Origin of the sequence: Burkholderia sp. AU44665 (genome assembly GCF_030504405.1) — a bacterium.
GTDB classification, from domain to species: Bacteria; Pseudomonadota; Gammaproteobacteria; order Burkholderiales; family Burkholderiaceae; genus Burkholderia; species Burkholderia semiarida.
Window position 1 is genome coordinate 39,349 of sequence record NZ_JAUJRI010000032.1, and the last position, 18,365, is coordinate 57,713.

General features: G+C 69.9%; 16 protein-coding genes. 8 read left to right on the plus strand and 8 right to left on the minus strand.

Annotation, left to right across the window (positions count from 1 at the left end; genetic code table 11):
- Positions 1 to 10: 10 nt before the first annotated feature.
- From QZM15_RS31945 to QZM15_RS31980, 8 genes are all read right to left on the minus strand, one after another.
- Positions 11 to 838, minus strand: a complete 828-nt coding sequence (locus QZM15_RS31945) for an ABC transporter permease (protein WP_302107904.1) — start codon at positions 836 to 838, stop codon at positions 11 to 13.
- Positions 831 to 2,021: an ABC transporter substrate-binding protein gene (locus QZM15_RS31950; RefSeq protein ID WP_302107905.1), complete on the minus strand. Its 1,191-nt coding sequence runs from the start codon at positions 2,019 to 2,021 to the stop codon at positions 831 to 833. Before QZM15_RS31950 ends, QZM15_RS31945 begins: the two co-directional genes overlap by 8 nt.
- Before the next feature lie 20 nt (positions 2,022 to 2,041).
- Positions 2,042 to 2,836: an ABC transporter ATP-binding protein gene (locus tag QZM15_RS31955; RefSeq protein WP_302107906.1), complete on the minus strand. Its 795-nt coding sequence runs from the start codon at positions 2,834 to 2,836 to the stop codon at positions 2,042 to 2,044.
- Positions 2,833 to 3,948, minus strand: coding sequence for an acyl-CoA dehydrogenase family protein (locus QZM15_RS31960; protein ID WP_059577734.1), 1,116 nt, complete (start codon positions 3,946 to 3,948; stop codon positions 2,833 to 2,835). The genes QZM15_RS31955 and QZM15_RS31960 overlap by 4 nt, the downstream gene beginning before the upstream one ends.
- The gene (locus QZM15_RS31965; RefSeq protein ID WP_059577736.1) at positions 3,921 to 4,487 is read right to left on the minus strand and encodes a carboxymuconolactone decarboxylase family protein; all 567 of its coding nucleotides are present in this window, start codon (positions 4,485 to 4,487) and stop codon (positions 3,921 to 3,923) included. Before QZM15_RS31965 ends, QZM15_RS31960 begins: the two co-directional genes overlap by 28 nt.
- Positions 4,488 to 4,613: 126 nt before the next feature.
- Positions 4,614 to 5,573, minus strand: coding sequence for an AraC family transcriptional regulator (locus QZM15_RS31970; RefSeq protein ID WP_302107907.1), 960 nt, complete (start codon positions 5,571 to 5,573; stop codon positions 4,614 to 4,616).
- Positions 5,574 to 5,748: 175 nt separating this feature from the next.
- Complete coding sequence (locus QZM15_RS31975) at positions 5,749 to 6,837, minus strand: aldose epimerase family protein (protein WP_059608811.1); 1,089 nt, start codon at positions 6,835 to 6,837, stop codon at positions 5,749 to 5,751.
- Between the two features lie 27 nt (positions 6,838 to 6,864).
- Entirely contained in the window at positions 6,865 to 8,058 is a 1,194-nt protein-coding gene (locus tag QZM15_RS31980) for a DNA-binding transcriptional regulator (protein WP_059577745.1), read from the minus strand.
- A 261-nt stretch (positions 8,059 to 8,319) separates the two neighbouring features.
- Between QZM15_RS31980 and xylA the strand changes: the two genes are divergently transcribed.
- The 8 genes from xylA to QZM15_RS32020 all read left to right on the plus strand — a co-directional run.
- Positions 8,320 to 9,642 carry a xylose isomerase gene (gene xylA, locus QZM15_RS31985; RefSeq protein ID WP_059578027.1) on the plus strand — a complete coding sequence of 441 codons (1,323 nt, stop codon included), beginning with the start codon at positions 8,320 to 8,322 and terminating at the stop codon, positions 9,640 to 9,642.
- Positions 9,643 to 9,646: 4 nt separating this feature from the next.
- Positions 9,647 to 11,125: a xylulokinase gene (gene xylB / locus QZM15_RS31990; RefSeq protein WP_302107908.1), complete on the plus strand. Its 1,479-nt coding sequence runs from the start codon at positions 9,647 to 9,649 to the stop codon at positions 11,123 to 11,125.
- Between the two features lie 109 nt (positions 11,126 to 11,234).
- Positions 11,235 to 12,263: a D-xylose ABC transporter substrate-binding protein gene (xylF, locus tag QZM15_RS31995; protein ID WP_226232926.1), complete on the plus strand. Its 1,029-nt coding sequence runs from the start codon at positions 11,235 to 11,237 to the stop codon at positions 12,261 to 12,263.
- 66 nt (positions 12,264 to 12,329) lie between these two features.
- The gene (gene xylG / locus QZM15_RS32000) at positions 12,330 to 13,889 is read left to right on the plus strand and encodes a D-xylose ABC transporter ATP-binding protein (protein WP_302107909.1); all 1,560 of its coding nucleotides are present in this window, start codon (positions 12,330 to 12,332) and stop codon (positions 13,887 to 13,889) included.
- Positions 13,886 to 15,085 carry a sugar ABC transporter permease gene (locus QZM15_RS32005; protein WP_059637630.1) on the plus strand — a complete coding sequence of 400 codons (1,200 nt, stop codon included), beginning with the start codon at positions 13,886 to 13,888 and terminating at the stop codon, positions 15,083 to 15,085. The genes xylG and QZM15_RS32005 overlap by 4 nt, the downstream gene beginning before the upstream one ends.
- A gap of 16 nt (positions 15,086 to 15,101) precedes the next feature.
- Positions 15,102 to 15,275 (plus strand): hypothetical protein, encoded by a 174-nt coding sequence (locus tag QZM15_RS32010; RefSeq protein WP_226291386.1) that lies wholly within the window; start codon positions 15,102 to 15,104, stop codon positions 15,273 to 15,275.
- A 248-nt stretch (positions 15,276 to 15,523) separates the two neighbouring features.
- Entirely contained in the window at positions 15,524 to 17,011 is a 1,488-nt protein-coding gene (locus QZM15_RS32015) for a PAS domain-containing sensor histidine kinase (RefSeq protein WP_302107910.1), read from the plus strand.
- Positions 16,993 to 18,365, plus strand: a 1,373-nt coding sequence (locus tag QZM15_RS32020) for a sigma-54 dependent transcriptional regulator (protein WP_302107911.1), incomplete at its 3' end; no start/stop codon positions are given. The genes QZM15_RS32015 and QZM15_RS32020, both read left to right, overlap by 19 nt.

Here is an 18,365-nt window from a genome sequence, read left to right on the forward strand (position 1 = left end):
GCGCATCGCGTTAGCGGTCGGACGCCAGCAGCGCGTGGGTCAACCCCCGCGCGATGCCGTCGAGCGTGAAGCCCAGTGCGCCGATCACGACGATCACCGCGGTCAGTTCCGCATACGCGAGCCGGTCGCGCGTGTCGAGGATCAGGTAGCCGAGGCCCGCGTTGACGCCGAGCATCTCGGCCGGCACCAGCACGATCCACAGGATGCCGATCGCGAGCCGGATGCCGTTGAGCAGCGGCCCCGCGATGGCGGGCAGCACGATATGCACCAGCAGCTCGCGGCGGGTGGCCGCGAGGCTTGCGCCGAGCTGCAGCCAGCGCCGGTCGATCTGCGCGACGCCGGCCGCCGTGCTCATCAGCACCGGCCACAACGCGGCGAACCCGAGCAGGAAGTAGATCGCGCGATCGCCGATGCCGAACGACATGACCGCGAGCGGCATCCACGACAGCGGCGACACCATGCGCAGAAACTGGAACGTCGGCGACAGCATCCGCTCGACCCATCGCACGCGGCCGAGCAACAGCCCGAGCGGGACGCCGGCCAGCAGCGCCGCGCCGAGCCCGACGCCGATGCGTCGCAGGCTGACGAGCGCGTGTTCGACGAGATGATCGTCCGCGCACAGCGACCGCAGGCTGGCGAGCGCGCTGTCCGGCGCGAACTGCCGGCCGAGCGAGCCGGGCTCGGTCAACGCGTGGATCGCGGCCCACCAGACGACGATCGTCGCCACGAGCCCGGCCACGCCGAGCCATCGCGCGGCCGCGCGTGCCGGGTAGCGGGAGCCGCCGGCCCGGCGCGTGTCGGGTGCGGACGAGCGGCGGGAGGCGAGCGCATCAGACAACGATGATCTCCTCGCGCTGGAACGCGCCCGACTGACCGAAAGCGGTCAGCCCGCCGACCGCGTCGATGCTCTTGCGCACGAACCGGTCGTCGACGAGATCCCGGGCCGCGAACGCCGGGTCCAGCGACGCGAGGAAGGCGCCGTCGCCGTCGACCACCGTGCGCTTCAGCCGCTGAACCAGCGCCTCGGTATAGCTCGGGAACGGATACGGCTGGAAGTCGATCCGCTTCGCGTGCCAGTCGGCATGGCGGATCGCGCCGCTCGCCCGATAGGTGTCGGCCAGCGACGACGACGGCACCAGCACGCGGTCGAGCGACGCGAGCGTATGCGGCGAATAGCGGTGCGTGCCGTCCTTCGACAGCAACTGCGCGGTTTCCTGCGGATGCGTGCGCGCCCACAGCTGCGCCTTCACGATCGCGTTGACGACCTTTTGCGACCACGCGGGGCGCTGCGTCAGATCGTGCTCGTGCATGAACACGACGCAGCATGCATGGTTCTTCCAGACATCGCCGGTGAAGCGCAGGATCTTGCCGATCTTCATCAGTTCCGCGGTCGCGTTGAACGGCTCCGCGACGATATACCCGGCGATCTGGCGCGCGGCGAGCGCGGGCAGCATGTCCGACGGCGCCATCACGACGAGGTTGACCTCGTTCGCCGCGGGCGTGCCGCGCCGCTTGAGCACGGGCACGAGCCCTTGCTGACGCAGCAGGTCCTGCAGCACGACGTTGTGAATCGAGTACCAGAACGGAATCGCGACGGTCTTGCCGCCGAGATCGCGCAGCGAATCGATGTCGGGCGCGACCGTGAGCCCGGAGCCGTTCACGTGGTTCCATGCGACGACCTTCGCTGGCGCGCGGCTGCCGTAGCGCGCCCAAAGCGTCATCGGCGACAGCAGATGCACGACGTTGACCTGGCCCGACAGGAACGCCTCGACGAGCTGCGCCCAACTGCGCAGCAGCTTCGGTTGCTCGACGGTCAGGCCTTCGGACGCGAAATAGCCGTTGTTGTGGGCCACCAGCAACGGGGCCGCGTCGGTGATCGGCAGATAGCCGATCCGGACCGGCGCATCCGGTTCGGCCGCGGCGTGCGCGTTCGCCATCGAAAGCAACGGGGCGGCGCCCGTCGCGGTGAACAGGGCCGCGAGCTTCAGCCATTCGCGGCGCGACATCGGAATCTGGCACATGGATAGGCGGGTCAGGTCAGTCAGTTCAGGGAATGAAGTTCGGACGCGTGCGGGCGCTTCATGCCGGCCTGCAACGCCTCCAGGATGTCGATGCGCATCGTGCCGAGTTCGCTGACGAATGCGTCGCGCGGATGCGGGAAATCGACCCGCCACGCGTCGATGAAGCGCCCTTGCGTGCCGAGCAGCACGATGCGATCGGCCACGAGCAGCGCTTCGTCGATGTCGTGGGTCACGAGCACCGTCGCGCAGCGTGTCGTCGACACGATGTTCACCAGCAACTGTTGCATCGCGGCGCGCGTGACTTCGTCGAGCGCCGAGAACGGCTCGTCGAGCAGCAGCGCGTGCGGCTGACGCGCGAGTGCACGCGCCAGCGCCGCGCGCTGCGCCATCCCGCCGGAGAGCTGGGCCGGGCGCAGCGACGCGGCGGCTTCGAGCCCGACCGCACGCAGCGCCGCGCGGACGCGCTCGCGTTGCTGATCGCGCGTGAGCCGAGCCTGATGCGCGAAGGCGAGGCCGAACGCGACGTTCTTTTCGGTCGACAGCCACGGCAGCAGGCACGGGTCCTGAAACGCGATCGCGATCCGCGGGTGCGGGCCCCGCAGCGTCGTGCCGTCGAGCGACACGGTGCCGGATTGCGGTTGCTCCAGCCCGGCCAGTGCGCGCAGCAGGCTCGACTTGCCGGTCCCGCTCGGGCCGATCAGCGCGACGATTTCGCCGCGATCGACCGACAGCGAGACATCGGCAAGGACGGTATTGCGCCGCTCGCCGTCGTAGCCGAGCGTCAGATGGCGCGCGTCCAGCAGGGGGGCCGTCATGCGGCGATGCTCCGCGTCTGCGCGGCGAGTTGCGCCTTCAGCTGCACCACGCTCGGCGTGACGATCGGAATGAACGCCGCTTCGCGCCAGCGTCGCTCGAAGCCGAGCCCCGCATCGCGCAGATAGCCGCGGCCGCCGCTTGCTTCGAGTTCGAGGTTCACGGCGGTGGCCACGTGCGTCGCGAGCGCGATGCGCAGCTCGAACAGGCGATTCGGGTGCAGGCGCAGGCTGCCGTCGGCGATGCCGGACGACAGTTGCGCGCATGCGGCGGCCAGTCCGGCCGCGCAGGATTCGACTTCGGGGCCGAGAATGCCGCGCGTCGTCTCGGCCGCGCGTCGCGCTTCGGCCAGCGCGCGCCGCGCGAGCCCGATCGACAGCCCGCACTGCAAGCCGAGGAAGGCCGGTCGCACCGCCGGCAGGAACGTTTGCGCATCCGGATGGATCAGCCACGCGGTGTCGCTCGGCACGTCGTCGAGATGCAGCGCGGCGGTGTTGCTGCCGCGCAGCGCGATCAGGTCGAGATCCGTGCTGCGTGTCAGGCCGGGCGCGTCATCGGGAATCGCGACGATCGCGGACGGCCTGCCGTCGCCGAACGCAACCGCGGCCGCCACGACGAACCGTTCCGTGCGCAGGTTCGTCACCCACGCCATCCTGCCCGTGAGCCGCCAGTCGTCTGCGCTTTCCGCGTGCGGCGTCGCGTCGATCTGAAGCGACTCGATGCCGGACAGATACTTCATCGCGTTCGACAGGCCGCTCGCTCCCGCGCAACGGCCGTCGAGCAGCGCCGGCAGCCAGCGCTCGCGCAGCGCGGCGTTCGGGCTTTGCAGCAGGTATTCGATGAAGCTGCGCTGGCCCCACAGCACGAAGGCCGCGGTCAGCGAACGTTCGGCCACCGCGGCGATGCCCGCGATGGCGTCCGTGGTCGTCCCGCCCGCGCCGCCGAGGCTCGCCGGCACGCCGGTCCGGAACAGGCCGGCCGCCGCGAGACGCGGCACGACGTCCGCCTTCAGCGCGGCGCTCGTGTCGAGCTGCGTGGCGTTCGCGTCGAGCCAGTCGGCGAGCGACGCGTCGAGTGCGGGCGCCGTCAGGCGGCCTGTGTCCGGGGTTCCCATCGGTATGCGGCCAGTTCGGGGTTGAGTTCGTTGCGCGCCAGGTTGTTCGCGAAGTTGCACAGCGTCGCGAGGCTCACGCCCAGCACCACTTCGAGCGCGTTCGCTTCGGTGAAGCCGGCGGCCAGGAATGCGTCGAGCGCGTCGTCGGTCACGCCGCCGCGCGTCGCGATCACGGCGCGCGTGAAGGCCGCGACCGCGTCGAGCCGCGGATCGGCAACCGGCTCGCCGTCGCGCAGTGCGTCGACGTCGGCGCGATCGACATGGGCTTTCTTCAGCGCGGCGGCGGTGTGTCCGGCCACGCAGAACGCACAGCCGTGGACGGCGGCCGCGGTGATCTGCACGGCTTCGCGCTCGGCGAACGTGAGGCCCGCGCGGCTGTTGATCTCCGCGACGGTCAGATAGGTTTCGAGCGCGACCGGCGCATTCGCGAGCGAGCGCACGAGGTTCGGCAGGAAACCGTTCGCGCGCTGCGACTTTTCCAGGAAAGGCTGGCTGGGTGCGGGCGCGGTTTCGACGGTAGGCAAGGGCAGGCGGCTCACAGGATTCTCCGGAGGGGCAGTGCGATCATTGTCGAGGCGGCGCCCCCGCCGGACAATGCGCGAACATCCGCGATTCCTGTGCGTTCGTCCCGCGTCGTGCGTTTCGACGGCGCGCCGGCCCGCCGGCTAGTGCAGGCGCGCCGCCGATTGCGACGCGTCGTCGCGCCCGCGCCGCCACGCGCCGGGCTGCATGCCCATCGTGCGCTTGAACGCATGCGCAAAGGCCGACTCCGACTGATAGCCGACGAGTTCGCCCGCACGCGAAATCGGCAGGCCCTGTTCCAGCAGGTCTGCCGCGAGCCGCATCCGCACCAGCGTGACGAACTGCATCGGCGGATGGCCGGACGCTTCGCTGAAGTGCTTGCAGAACGCGGTGCGGGACATGTTCGCGAACGCGGCCATCGAGTCGGTGGTCCACGCGTCGGCGGGCGCGTCGATGATCGCGGCGACGAGCGTGCCGAAGCCGGTCCGCTGCATCAGCGACGCGAGCCCGCTGGCCACGGTATCGTGCCCGGCGGCGTCCCGTACCGCGTAGAACAGCAGCAGTTCGACCAGCTTGTCGATCAGCGGGGACGGCGCGTCGACGCCGTGACGGCCTTCGGCGCGAATCAGCTCGAACAGCCCGTGGATGCCGCGATAGGCGTCGTCGCCGCGCCGCACGATCAGGTACTCGGGGAAGAGCGACACGATCGCGCGCGACACGGTGGAGTGGAATTCGATGAAACCGCAGGCAAGGCCGACGCTGCCGTCGACCGACGCGTCGAGCGGTTGCATCGACCCGCGTCGCTTGAGCGGGTGGCTGCCCGCGACCGCGCAGGCCTGCGGGTTGACCGGGCTCGGCGACAGCCCGTGCGGCACGTCGCGCAACAGAAAGACGGCTTCACCGGCGGCAACCGGAATGCTGTCCCGCCCGTCGGCGAAGTGAAGCCATGCCGATCCATGCAGGAGGATGTGGAAGCTCGCCTTCGCACGGCCGGCGGTGGACGCCTGCCAGTCGCCGCAATACTGGCCGACGTGGAAAAGCTGGCTTTTCGGCTCCAGGCTGGACAGCAGCCAATGGACGACCTTGTCTGTTTGCGCGGACATTCCGATGCTGGAGGATGGGTGACGCGCCCATGCTACGGGCTGCGCCGCGCCGCTCAAACCAACGAATCGTAGAAAGCATTTTCCTGCCGTCGCAATGTCACGCGAGGCGGCGCGGCATCGCGATCGGCCGGAATTCGCACGGCGTTACCCGGGCGCCGGCGATGCAGCCCACCCGCTATGCATGCACCCCCACCCGATACCGCGTGGTCTGTCGATACACGTCGCCCGGATGAACGATCACGTCGTCGCGCAGCCCGTCCATGTTGACCTGATTCGGGAACCCGCCCGCCTCGACGCACAGCGCCGCGTGCCGCACGCACGGCGTGCCGCCGCTCACGCGCAGGCCGTCGAGATAATTGCCCGTATAGAGCTGCAGGCCGCGCTGATCGGTCGATACGGTCAGCTCGCGGCCGCTTTCCGGATCGTAGATTCGCGCGACGGGCCGGACTTCGCGCGCGCCGTTGCCGACGACGTAGCAGTGATCGAAGCCGCGCGCCCGCGCCAGTTGCGCATGCGGCCAGTCGAGGCGCGCGCCGAGCGGCGCGCTTTGCCGGAAATCGAACGCCGTTCCCGTCACGTCGGCCGTGCCGGTCGGGATCAGCGCGTCGTCCACTTCGAGGAATGCGTCGGCGTCGATGTGCAGCAGATGGCCGCGCACGTCGCTGCCCGCGCGCCCGTTCAGGTTGAAGTAGCTGTGATTCGTCAGGTTCAGCGGCGTCGGCGCGTCGGTCCACCCCGTGTAGTCGATCGTCAGCGTGCCGTCGTCGTCGAGCGTGTAGCGCACCTGCACGCTCACGTTGCCGGGGAAGCCCGCGTCGCCTTCCGGCGAATCGAGCCGCAGCGTGAGCCCGCCGCCATCGTCGAGCACGTCCCACCGCGCGCGATGAAAGCCGTTCGCGCCGCCGTGCAGCAGGTTGCCGTTCTCGTTGCGGTCGAGCAGGTAGTCGACGCCGTCGAGCGTGAAGCGCGCGCCGGCGATCCGGTTCGCCCAGCGGCCGACCGTCGCGCCGAGATAGGCGCCGGATGCGAGGTATTCGGCCGGCGTGTCGTGCGCGAGCACGATATCGGCCAAGCGCCCCGTGCGGTCGGGCGCGAGCCACGACACGACGGTCGCGCCGAGGTCGCTGACGACGACGCGCATTCCGTGCGCATTGCGCAGCGTATAGCGCCGCACGGGCTCGCCGTCGGGCAACGTGCCCCACGGCTCGGCGTGCACGCGTGCGACGCCGGGCGTCAGGTATGAGGAATCGGTATCGATATGCATGAGTGGAGGTCGGGTGGGCGGCGGGCGTCAGTTCGTGGCGGCCGCGCGTTCCTGATATTCGCGCGGCGTGCAGCCGAGTTCCCGCCGGAACACCGCGTACATGTATTGCAGCGACGTGAAACCGCAACGGATCGCGACTTCGGCGCTCGACGCCTGCCGGCCGGCAAGCAGCGCCTGCGCGGCTTCGAGCTTGTGGCGCAGGATCTCCTGGTGCACGGTGCGCTGCAGTTCGCGCCGGAAGTGCTCCTCGAGCAGCGAGCGCGACACGCCGACATAGTCGGCGACCTGTTCGGTCTTGATCCCCTGGCACGCGTACTGGCGGATGAAATGCCGCGCGCGCATCACGTGCGGGCTCGCCAGCGGCTGGTGGCGCGTCGATTCGAGCACGTTGATGCCGACCGGCGGCACGAGAATGCGCTGCCCGGGAAAGCGCGCGCCGCGCAGCATCCGGTGCAGTAGATGCGCGGCGGTGCGGCCCATTTCCTCGGTGCCCTGGATCACCGACGACAGCGGAATGCGCGTCAGCGTGCGCGTGAGCGGATCGTTGTCGATGCCGATGATCGCGACCTGTTCCGGCACCGCGATGCCGGCGATCAGGCAGGCCTGCAACAGATGCCGCGCGCGTGCATCGGTCACCGCGATCACGCCGACGGGCTTCGGCAGCGCATGCAGCCAGCCGATCAGTTGCTCGATCGCGTGATTCCAGCCCGACGCGCTCGTCGACAGCCCGCGATAGATCGGCGCGTCGAGCCCGTCCGCGCGCGCGAGCCGGTCGAACGCGAGCTCGCGCTGCTGCGCCCAGCGGTTCTCCTGCGCGACCGGCAGGCTGTACATCGCGAAGTGCGCGAGCCCCGCGCCGATCAGGTGCGTATACGCGAGCGACACGAGCTTCGCGTTGTCCGTCGCAATATATGGGACATCGTCCGGGTATTGCGCCGGGTCCTCGTACGACGAGCCGATCGCGACGATCGGCAGCGGCGAGCCGGCGAGCGCGTCGGCGACGGCCGGATCGTCGAAGTCGGCGATGATGCCGTCGCCGTCGAAACGCTCGATGCCGGTGAGCCGGCAGCGGAAATCGTCTTCGAGGAACAGGTCCCACACGACGCGCGTCGTGTGCAGGTACTGGCCGATGCCGCTGATGATCTCGCGGTCGTAGACCTTGTTCGCGTTGAACAGCAGCGCGATGCGGTGCGGTGTCTGGGCGGAAGGGGCGCGTGTCATCTCGGTGTCGGGGCGCGCCTTGCGGGCGCGGTGCCATTGTCTCCGGGGCGCGCCCGGGACGGCGGCGCGCGGGTTGGTGTACGGCGATTGTAGGACGGAACGCGCGCCGCACGCAGCGGCTGGCAAGAAACATCAAGCGTGCTGCGCAATTTCGCAATTGCCGGGCGGCAGGCGCGGGGGCACGATCCAGCCAACCGAATTCGGCCGCGTGCGTCGTCGCGATGCACGTTGCGCCGCAACAAGAACCTGCACGGAGACGCCATGTCGTATTTCGAACACATTCCCGCGATTCGCTACGAAGGCCCGCGGTCGGACAATCCGCTCGCCTATCACCATTACGACCCCGAGCGGCGCGTGCTGGGCAAGACGCTCGCCGAGCATCTGCGGATCGCGGTCTGCTACTGGCACACGTTCGTGTGGCCGGGCCACGACATCTTCGGGCAGGCCGCGTTCCAGCGGCCGTGGCAGCAGCCGGGCGACGCGCTCGAGCGCGCGCGGCAGAAGGCCGATGCGGCGTTCGAGTTCTTCACGAAGCTCGGCACGCCGTTCTATACGTTCCACGACACCGACGTCGCGCCGGAAGGCGACAGCCTGCGCGAATACGCGGCCAATTTCGCGCGCATGGTCGACTATCTCGGCGAGCGCCAACAGGCGAGCGGCGTGCGGCTGCTGTGGGGCACCGCGAACCTGTTCTCGCACCCGCGCTTCGCGGCCGGCGCCGCGACGAACCCGAACCCCGACGTGTTCGCGTGGGCCGCGACCCAGGTGTGCCATGCGCTCGACGCGACCCACCGGCTCGGCGGCGAAAACTACGTGCTGTGGGGCGGCCGCGAAGGCTACGAGACGCTGCTCAATACCGACCTGAAGCGCGAACGCGAGCAGTTCGCGCGCTTTTTGTCGATGGTCGTCGAGCACAAGCACCGGATCGGCTTCAAGGGCGCGCTGCTGATCGAGCCGAAGCCGCAGGAGCCGACCAAGCACCAGTACGACTACGACGTCGCGACCGTGCACGGCTTCCTCGTGCAGTACGGATTGCAGAACGAGATCCGCGTGAACATCGAGGCGAATCACGCGACGCTCGCGGGCCATTCGTTCCATCACGAGATCGCGAACGCATTCGCGCTCGGCGTGTTCGGCAGCGTCGACGCGAACCGCGGCGATCCGCAGAACGGCTGGGACACCGACCAGTTCCCGAACAGCGTCGAGGAGCTGACGCTCGCGTTCTACGAGATCCTGCGCCACGGCGGCTTCACGACCGGCGGGATGAACTTCGACTCGAAGGTGCGCCGCCAGAGCATCGACCCGGAAGACCTGTTCTACGGTCACGTCGGCGCGATCGACGTGCTCGCGCTCGCGCTCGAACGCGCGGCGGTGCTGGTCGAGAACGACCGGCTCGACGCGCTGCGCCGGCAGCGCTACGCGCAGTGGGACGACGCGTTCGGCCGCAAGATCCTGTCGGGCGGCTATACGCTGGAGTCGCTCGCGGCCGACGCGCTCGCGCGCGGCGTCGACCCGCGGCACGTGAGCGGCGCGCAGGAGCGGCTCGAGAACATCGTGAACCAGGCGATCTACGGGCTGCGCTGACGCCATGTACATCGGACTCGATCTCGGCACGTCCGGCGTGAAGGCGGTGCTGCTCGACCGCGACGGCGCGGTGCGCGCGAGCGCGAACCGCCCGCTGACGGTGAGCCGGCCGCAGTCGCGCTGGTCCGAACAGGCGCCGCGCGACTGGTGGGACGCCGCATGCGGCGCGCTCGCCGCGCTCGTGGCGGATGCACGCGCGGCCGGCATCGACCCGCGCGACATCCACGCACTCGGGTTGACCGGTCAGATGCACGGCGCGACGCTGCTCGATGCGCATGGCGACGTGCTGCGCCCCGCGATCTTGTGGAACGACGGCCGCGCGGACGCCGAGTGCGAGGAGCTCGAACGGCTCGCGCCCGCGCTGCGCACGGTGGCGGGCAACGTCGCGATGCCGGGCTTCACGGCGCCCAAGCTGCTGTGGGTGCGTCGGCACGAACCCGACGTGTTCGCGCGCATCGCCTACGTGCTGCTGCCGAAGGATTATCTGCGTTACCGGCTGACCGGCGCGTTCGCGACCGATCCGTCGGATGCCGCCGGCACGCTGTGGCTCGACGTCGCGAAGCGCGACTACGACGACACGCTGCTCGCTGCGTGCGGGCTGTCGCGCACGCAGATGCCGGCCGTGTTCGAGGGCAACGCGGTGACCGGCACGCTGCTGCCGGCCGTCGCGCGCGCGCTCGGATTGCGCGAGATTCCGGTGGTGGCCGGCGGCGGCGACAACGCGGCCGGCGCGGTGGGCGTCGGGATCGTGCGGCCCGGCGACGCGCTGCTGTCGCTCGGCACGTCGGGCGTGTATTTCGCGGTGTCGGACGGGTTTCGCGCGAATCCCGAATCGGCGGTGCACAGCTTCTGTCATGCGCTGCCCGATACGTGGCACCTGATGTCCGTGATGCTGAACGCGGCCGGCTGCGTCGACTTCACCGCGCAACTGGCCGGTTACGACGGCGTCGCGGCGCTGCTCGACGATGCGCAGACCCACGCACGCGAGAGCCGGCCGTGGTTCCTGCCGTACCTGAGCGGCGAGCGCACGCCGCACAACGACGTGAACGCGAAGGGCGTGTTCTACGGGCTCACGCCCGACACGCGGCGCGCGGATCTCGCGAACGCGACGCTCGAAGGCGTCGGCTTCGCGCTGCTCGACGGCATCGACGCGCTGCATGCGGCCGGGCTCGCGCCCGAGCGCATCACGGTGATCGGCGGCGGCTCGCGCAGCGCGTACTGGACGCAGATGCTCGCCGACCTGAGCGGCCGTGCGCTGACGCTGCGCGCGGGCGGCGAGATCGGGCCGGCGCTGGGCGCCGCGCGCCTCGCCCGTCTCGCGCTCGAACCGGATGCGGCGCTTGCCGACGTGTGCCCGCAGCCGAGCGTCGTCGCGGTGCGCGAGCCCGATGCCGGGCGGCACGCGTGGTATCGCGACGTGCGGCGGCCGACGTTTCGCGCGCTGTACCGTGCGCTCGAACCGGTATTCGCGACGGGCGCTTGACCGGCGGTGCGCCGGCGCGAACCCGCGCGCGGCAGTGACTCGATGCGGGCGGTGCAATCCGGCGGCCGCCCGCGATTCGTGAGGTGGTTCCATAACAAGGAGTGGAGACATGAAATCCGTGACGCGTCGTACCGTACTGAATTCCCTTGCCGGCGCCGCCGCGCTGGCGATGTTCGCGCTGGGCACGCCGCTCGCGCACGCGAGCAAGGACAAGCCCGAGATCGGCTTTTGCATCGACGACTTGCGCGTCGAGCGCTGGTCGCGCGATCGCGACTATTTCGTTGCAGCCGCAACCAAGCTCGGCGCGAAGGTGTCGGTGCAGTCGGCCGATGCGAGCGAGGCGCGGCAGATTTCCCAGATCGAGAACCTGATCTCGCGCGGCGTCGACGTGATCGTGATCGTGCCGTTCAACTCGAAGACGCTCGGCAACGTCGTGGCCGAAGCGCGCAAGGCCGGCATCAAGGTCGTGTCGTACGACCGCCTGATTCTCGACGCGGACGTCGACGCGTATATCTCGTTCGACAACGAGAAGGTCGGCGAGCTGCAGGCGCAGGGCGTGTTCGACGCGAAGCCGAAGGGCAACTACTTCCTGCTGGGCGGCGCGCCGACCGACAACAACGCGAAGATGCTGCGCGAAGGGCAACTGAAGGTGCTGAAGCCGGCGATCGACCGCGGCGACATCAAGGTCGTCGGTCAGCAGTGGGTGCCCGAGTGGAGCGCGTCGACCGCGCTGCGGATCGTCGAGGACGCGCTGACCGCGAACAACAACAAGATCGACGCGATCGTCGCGTCGAACGACGGCACGGCCGGCGGCGCGATTCAGGCGCTCGCCGCGCAGCATCTGGCCGGCAAGGTGCCGGTGTCCGGGCAGGATGCGGATCTGGCCGCGGTCAAGCGCGTGATCGCCGGCACGCAGACGATGACCGTCTACAAGCCGCTGAAGCTGATCGCGAGCGAAGCCGCGAAGCTTGCCGTCGATCTCGCGAAGGGGACGAAGCCCGCGTTCAATGCGCAATACGACAACGGGAAGAAGAAGGTCGATACGGTGCTGCTGCAGCCGACGCTGTTGACCAAGCGCAACGTCGACGTCGTCGTGAAGGACGGCTTCTATACCCAGGCCCAGCTGGCGAGCCAGTAAGCGGGCGACGGACGCGACGCGCGGCCGCCGCGACGGCGGCCGCGTTTACTGCGAGGCAATGAACGAATGACGGAACCCTTGCTGACGATGCGCGGCATCGTCAAGGCCTTCGACGGCGTGAAGGCGCTCGACGGCATCGACCTGAGCGTGCGCCCTGGCGAATGCGTCGGGCTGTGCGGCGAGAACGGCGCCGGCAAGTCGACGCTGATGAAGGTGCTGTCGGGCGTGTACCCGCACGGCACGTGGGACGGCGAGATCCGCTGGGAAGGCGCGCCGCTCGTCGCGTCCGGCGTGCGCGACACCGAGCGCGCGGGCATCGTGATCATCCATCAGGAGCTGATGCTCGTGCCCGAGCTGTCGGTGGCCGAGAACATCTTCCTCGGCAACGAGATCACGCTGCCGGGCGGGCGCATGCATTACGCGGAAATGGTGCGACGCTCTGAAGCGCTGCTGCGCGAGCTGCGGATCGACGCGATCAACGTCGCGCAGCCGGTGATGAACTACGGCGGCGGCCACCAGCAACTGATCGAAATCGCGAAGGCGTTGAACAAGCGCGCGAAGCTGCTGATCCTCGACGAGCCGTCGTCGTCGCTGAGCGCGTCGGAAACGCGCATCCTGCTCGACATCGTGCGGGACCTGAAGCGGCGCGGCGTCGCGTGCGTCTACATCTCGCACAAGCTCGACGAGATCGACGCGGTGTGCGACACCGTGACCGTGATCCGCGACGGCCGCCACGTCGCGACCGAACCGATGGCCGCGCTGACCACCGACCGGATCATCGCGATGATGGTCGGCCGCGAGATCCGCGACCTGTATCCGCGCGAGCCGCACGAGATCGGCGACGTCGTGCTCGACGTGCATCACGTCACCTGCCACGACGTGACGAATCCGCGCCGCAAGCGTGTCGACGACGTGTCGTTCAGCGTGCGGCGCGGCGAGATTCTCGGCGTTGCCGGGCTGGTCGGCGCGGGCCGCACCGAGCTGATGCAGGCGATTTTCGGTGCGTATCCGGGCGACTGCACGGCGAGCGTGCGGATGAACGGCCGGCCGCTCGCGATCCGCTCGCCGGCCGATGCGATCCGCGCGGGTATCGCGATGGTGCCGGAGGACCGCAAGCGCCACGGGATCGTGCCGCAGCTCGGCGTCGGCCACAACATCACGCTGGCGGTGCTGCGCCGGTTCGCCGCGCGCGGCCGGATCGACGCGGCCGCCGAACTCGACGCGATCCGCACCGAGATGCAGCGGCTGTCGGTGCGTGCCGCGCATCCGTTCCTGCCGATCGCGAGCCTGTCCGGCGGCAACCAGCAGAAGGCGGTCCTGGCCAGGATGCTGCTGGCCGACCCGCAGGTATTGATTCTCGACGAGCCGACCCGCGGCGTCGACGTCGGCGCGAAGGCGGAGATCTACCGGCTGATCTTCGCGCTCGCGAAGCGCGGCGTCGCGCTGATCGTCGTGTCGTCGGAGCTGCCGGAAGTGCTCGGGCTCGCCGATCGCGTGCTCGTGATCGGCGAGGGCGAGCTGCGCGGCGATTTCGTCAACGACGGCCTCACGCAGGAACAGATTCTCGGCGCCGCGCTGACGCCCGCGCGGCGTCCGGCCGAACCCATTGCAACGAGCACGACATGAACACCGAACTTTCGTCTTCCCGGCCCGTGTCGCCGGACACCGATACGCGCGTCGCGCGCGGCCATCCGCTGCGACGCATCTTCGTGCGCTACAAAATCCTTGCGCTGCTGTTCGCGGTGGCCGCGATCTGGGCGTTCTTCTCGGTGCTGACGGACGGCGCGTTCGTCACGCCGCGCAACCTGTCGAACCTGCTGCGGCAGATGTCGATCACCGGCATGCTCGCGTGCGGGATGGTGTTCGTCATCATCGCGGGCGAGATCGACCTGTCGGTCGGCTCGCTGCTCGGGCTGCTCGGCGGCGTCGCCGCGATCCTCGACGTCAACCGCCACTGGCCGGTGGCGGCGACGGTCCCGGCCGTGCTCGCGCTCGGCGTGCTGATCGGGCTCTTCAACGGCTGGTGGTCGACCTATCGGCGCGTGCCGTCGTTCATCGTCGGGCTCGGCGGGATGCTCGCGTTCCGCGGCATCCTGCTTGGCGTCACGGGCGGCTCGACGATCGCGCCGGTGTCGGACGGCTTCGTGTTCATCGGGCAGGGCTATCTGCCGCGCGTGGCGGGGGACGGCCTCGCGGTCCTGCTGTTCGCGCTCGCGGCGCTGCTGGTGGTGCGGCAGCGCGGCACGCGGCATCGCTACCGGCTCGCGGTCGCGCCGCTGTGGCAGGACGTCGCGAAGATCGTCGGCGCCGGCGCCGTGCTGTTCGCCTTCGTCGCGACGCTCGACCGCTACGGCGGCATTCCGGTGCCGGTGCTGCTGCTGCTCGCGTTGCTCGGCGTGTTCTCGTGGATCGCGACGCAGACGGTATTCGGCCGGCGCATCTATGCGGTGGGCTCGAACCTGGAGGCCACGCGGCTGTCGGGCGTGGACACCGATCGCGTGAAACTCGCGATCTTCGCGCTGATGGGGCTGATGTGCGCGTTTGCCGGCCTCGTGAACACGGCGCGGCTCGCGGCCGGGTCGCCGTCCGCCGGCACGATGGGCGAGCTCGACGCGATCGCCGCGTGCTTCATCGGCGGCACGTCGATGCGCGGCGGGTCGGGCACGGTGTACGGCGCGCTGATCGGTGCGCTCGTGATGGCGAGCCTCGACAACGGGATGTCGATGCTCGACGTCGACGCGTACTGGCAGATGATCGTCAAGGGCGCGGTGCTGGTGCTGGCGGTGTGGATCGACGTGGTGTCGCGGTCGAACCGGCGGTGACCCGCGCGACCGGCAGGTGATCGCGGCTGCACTGCGCGCGCTGCTGCGCGAGCGTTCCGAAGCGCTTGCGTTCGCTATGCGCATCGCCGACCAGTGCGGCCGCCCCCCGCCCGACGCGGCCGACTTCGCGCCCACCGACATCATTCGGCTGGCGCGCATCGTCGAGCGGATCGAGCGGGACGGCGCGTAGAAGCGCGCTGCCGTATCCGCGGGTGCGCGCCGACGGCCGCGCTTGACGTCGACGGTGCGGCCGTTCGGCAGCACGATCGACGCGTTTCTCTCTCCCTGGCGACTCGGTCCCACCGCGAACAACCGGATCGGGCGCTCCTCGTTCGAGGCCGATCCGGCGGCTCGCGCCGTACGATACATGGCGGCCGTGACGGCTTCACGTCGCATGCAATACGCTATGCTGTCGTCCTCGACCGCCAGCCTGATCCGATGAAGCGTCCGTCGTTTTCCACCCAACTCGTCATGCTCTGGGCACTCGTCGCGGCGCTGTGCGCGACGCTGGTCGCGGTCGTCTGGGTCACGGCGAGTTCCGCCGAGAGTCAGCAGGTGGCCAGCGCGAAGGCCGCCGGCGCGTCGGCGTGCGAAGCGGTCGCGTCGCGTTACGGCGCTTCCGCGTCGGCGGGCGCCGAGCCCGCCCCCGAACTGATGCACGCGATCCTCGACATCGTGCTCTCGCGTGCCGCGGACATGGAGGGCGGGTTCTGGATGCCCGGCGCCGCGCCTGCCGCGAGCGGCTTTCTCGCGTATTCGTTTCCCACTTATCAGGGCAGCGGCGTCAAACGCGACGTTCCGGAAGCGGAAACGCCGCTGATTCTCCGCACGCTGCGAGCCGCGGCCGCGACGCATGCCGCGACGGCGAACGTCGTCGAAGGCGCGCAGGACGCCGTGATCGCGGCGGCGTGTCCGGTGCGCGGCGGATCGGGGCTGTACGTGTGGATGCTGACACGCGCGCGCCCGCCGCTGGGCCGGCACGGGGAATTGCTGGCAACGGGGCTCGCCGCCGTGCTTGCGGTGATTCTCGCGATCGCGGCGGCGCTGGCCGTGGCGCTGCGCCGATGGAAGCGCAATCTCGCACGGATCGAGAGCGGGCTGGGGCCCGACGGTCGCGAGCATCACCTGCCGTACGTCGGCGAACCCGATCTCGACCGCGTCATCGATGCGTTCAACGAGCGGGCGCGGCGCGCCGACCTGCTGCAACAGCAGGCCGCCGAGCTCCGCACGCGCCTCGCGCAGGCCGAGCGCTTCGGGATGCTGGGCAAACTGGCCGCGCAGGTCGCGCACGAGATTCGCAATCCGATGGGTGCGATGCGGCTGAAGGCGGAAAACGCGCTGGCCGGCGACAGCCGGCGGCAGCTGGATGCGCTGCGCGTGATCCTCGCGCAGATCGAGCGCATCGATGCGCAGTTGTCGAGCCTGCTCGCGCTGACGCAGCCGGTGCGTCCGCATGCGACGCGTGTCGACGTCGACGCGTGGCTCGCGCAGGTCGTCGATGCGCACCGCGAGCTGGCGCAGCGGCAGGCGATCGACTTGACGCTGTCGCTCGCGGGGCAGGGCGAACGGCTCGCGTGGCCGTCGGATTTTCCCGCCTTCGATCCCGACCAGATGCGGCGCGCGCTCGACAATCTGCTGCTCAACGCGCTGCACCACGCGGGCGCGGGCGGCGCGGTCACGCTCGCGGCCGAACGATATCCGTTCGCCGGGCGCGACTGGTTGCGCATCGCCGTGTCGGACAGCGGCCCCGGCGTGCCGGCCGCGCAGCGCGAGCGGATTTTCGAGCCGTTCGTGACGGGGCGCGCGGACGGAACGGGCCTCGGTCTCGCCGTCGTCCGCGAAGTGGCGGCGGCGCACGGCGGGCACGCGCGCCTCGACGACGGCGCCGCATTCGTGATTGAAATTCCATGGCAAACATCCTCATAGTCGACGACGACGCGGCATTTCGCGACGGCCTCGCCGAAACGCTGGCCGATCTCGGCCATCGGGCCGTCGAGGCCGCATCCGGCCGGGCCGCGCTGAGCGCGCTGCGCGACGGCGGCAACATCGAATGCGTCTTTCTGGATTTCCGCCTGCCGGACCTGGACGGGCTGGCCGTGCTGGCGCAATTGCGCGACGATCCCGCCCTGGCCGCGATGCCGGTCGTCATGCTGACGGCCCACGCGACCAGCGACAACACGATCGAAGCGATGCGGCTCGGCGCATTCGATCATCTGACGAAGCCGATCGGGCGCCGGGACATCGCGCAACTGCTCGAACGCATCGTGTCGGCGAATCAGCCGCCCGCGCTCGCGCCGGTGGAAGGCGGTTTCGCGGGCGAACCTTCGGCGGACCGGCCGCGACTGCTCGGCGTGAGCGCCGCGATGCGCGACGTGCAAAAGCAGGTCGGCCGGGCCGCGATGAGCGACGCGACCGTGCTCGTGACCGGCGAGACGGGTACGGGCAAGGAAGTGGCGGCCCGCGTACTGCATGCCGCATCGGCACGGCACGCGGGGCCGTTCGTCGCCGTCAACTGCGCGGCCATCCCGGCCGACCTGCTCGAAAGCGAGTTGTTCGGGCATCGTCGCGGCGCGTTCACGGGCGCGCATGCCGATCGCGCGGGGCGCCTCGTCGAGGCCGACGGCGGGACGCTCTTTCTCGACGAGATCGGCGATATGCCCGCCGCGATGCAGGCCAAGCTGCTGCGCGCGCTGCAGGAGCGCCAGGTGACGCCGCTCGGCGCGGATCGCGCGACGGCGATCGACATTCGCGTCGTGGCCGCGACGCACCGCGACCTCGCCGCGGCCGTCGCGAACGGTACGTTCCGCGAAGATCTCTTCTATCGGCTGAACGTCATTCCGCTGCACCTGCCGCCGCTCGCCGATCGCGTGGCCGACATTCTTCCGCTCGCCGCGCATTTCCTGGGTAGCGCGGCTGGCATGCGGCCGTTGCACCTGACGAACGACGCGCAACGGGCGTTGCTCGATCACCGCTGGCCGGGCAATGTCCGCGAACTGCGCAACGTGATGGAGCGCGCGGCCGCGCTCGCTCCCGGGCCGGCCGTCAGTGCGGCCGATCTCGGCCTGCCCGCCGTGCCCGCGCGCCAGCCGGGCGCCGATGCGGTGCCGGCGCACCTGCTCGACATGCCGCTGCCCGATGCGCTGGCGACGGTCGAGCGCGCGGCGATCCTGCGTGCGCTCGAGCGCGCGAACGGCAATCGCGCGGAAGCCGCGAGGCAGCTCGGGATCGGCCGCCAGTCGCTCTATGCGCGCATGGCGAATCTCGGGATCGAGCGCGACGA